This is a genomic window from Vibrio sp. 10N.222.46.A1 (assembly GCF_041473595.1).
Lineage (GTDB): Bacteria > Pseudomonadota > Gammaproteobacteria > Enterobacterales > Vibrionaceae > Vibrio > Vibrio tasmaniensis_A.
This window is the reverse complement of the sequence record NZ_JBFRSN010001498.1, coordinates 1-1,369: the sequence shown is the minus strand read 5'-3', so window position 1 is coordinate 1,369 and position 1,369 is coordinate 1. Positions and strand designations below refer to the sequence as shown.

The window sequence follows — 1,369 nt, the reverse complement described above, 5'->3', positions numbered from 1 at the left end:
TATATCAACCATTATATATCACTCTAGAATTACAGTAGCCTCTGATTTTTTCTAAATCTCTTTCACTGTTAACTTAGGAAACACATGAACTTTGGACCATAATGTTATTTCCGGTCTAACTTTAACTTTAAACAAGTAGGCATTAGGTATTGCATCTATAAAATTATAGGACACATTTTCCACTAGTGTTGACGTAATTGTAGCTTGGATTGAGTAATGGTTATATTGTAATGGAAGTCTAAAGTCATAATCGACAATATGACGACTTCCTTTCTTTATATCAATTAACTCCCCCTCAGAAAGAAGGCAACCTCCTGATATAATATTAATTTTCTTGTCATCAAAAACCTGAAAATTAACGCTCACTTTGTCTTCTATATCACTTTCGATATGTATTCTTAGTCTAACTTCTTCATTAAAGTCAGCCTCATGCACTAATTCGCCATTCTTGTCTAAAAGTTCAACTAAAGTTATGTTTGCGCCGCCTGAACCGTATCGAAATTCTGCAACACGCGTCTTAAACACTTTTAAGCTCTTTAGATCTCTTGTCTCTTTGAGCTCAGCACGTGGTAATATATTGGAATTCAGTTCGGGTTTATCAACCACAGCAAGGTCTTTAGAAATACGATCGCTTTGTGCCTCTCGCATCTCTCTCATATATAATTCAGCGACTTCTCCAGCGTGACCTTCAGCATGAAGAACTCCATTTTTTATGTAGATTGCCCTCTCACACAAACTCTTCACACTACTGATATCATGACTAACGAAAAGAATAGTAGTGCCATTCTCTTGAATTCTTTTCATTGCTGTCATACATTTAGCTTGAAAGTTCATGTCACCGACGGCTAATGCCTCATCCACAATTAGTATGTCGGGATCAATACTGATAGCTATAGAAAATGCTAATCGTGCAAACATCCCCGAAGAATAACCACGCACAGGTTGATTAATGTGATCACCTATGTCTGCAAATGCAATGATCTGATCTAGTTTTTTGTCGACACTTTCTTTAGACACTCCCATCAAAGAACTGTTAACATAAATATTTTCAATTCCAGTCAGTTCATTATTGAATCCGGTTCCTAGCTCCAATATAGATGATACAACGCCGTTTACTTGAGAAGCTCCTGATGTAGGAGTTAGAACTCCAGTGATAATCTTGAGAAGTGTTGACTTACCTGCACCATTTTGACCAATTATTCCAACAGTTTCACCTTTGTGGATATCGAAGCTTACATCTCGAAGTGCATAGAAGTCTTCATGGTAGACTTTTCTAAATGGGTGAAGAGCCTCTTTAAAGCGGTCCTTTGGATTATGGTACATTGGATAAGTCTTGGTTACGCCTTTGCAACTTATGGCAAGTTCATTC

General features: G+C 37.1%; 1 protein-coding gene. It reads right to left on the bottom strand.

Annotated features, from left to right (window positions below):
* Window positions 1-51: 51 nt before the first annotated feature.
* Window positions 52-1,369, bottom strand: a 1,318-nt coding sequence (locus tag AB4496_RS27635) for an ABC transporter ATP-binding protein (RefSeq protein WP_372133193.1), incomplete at its 5' end; no start/stop codon positions are given.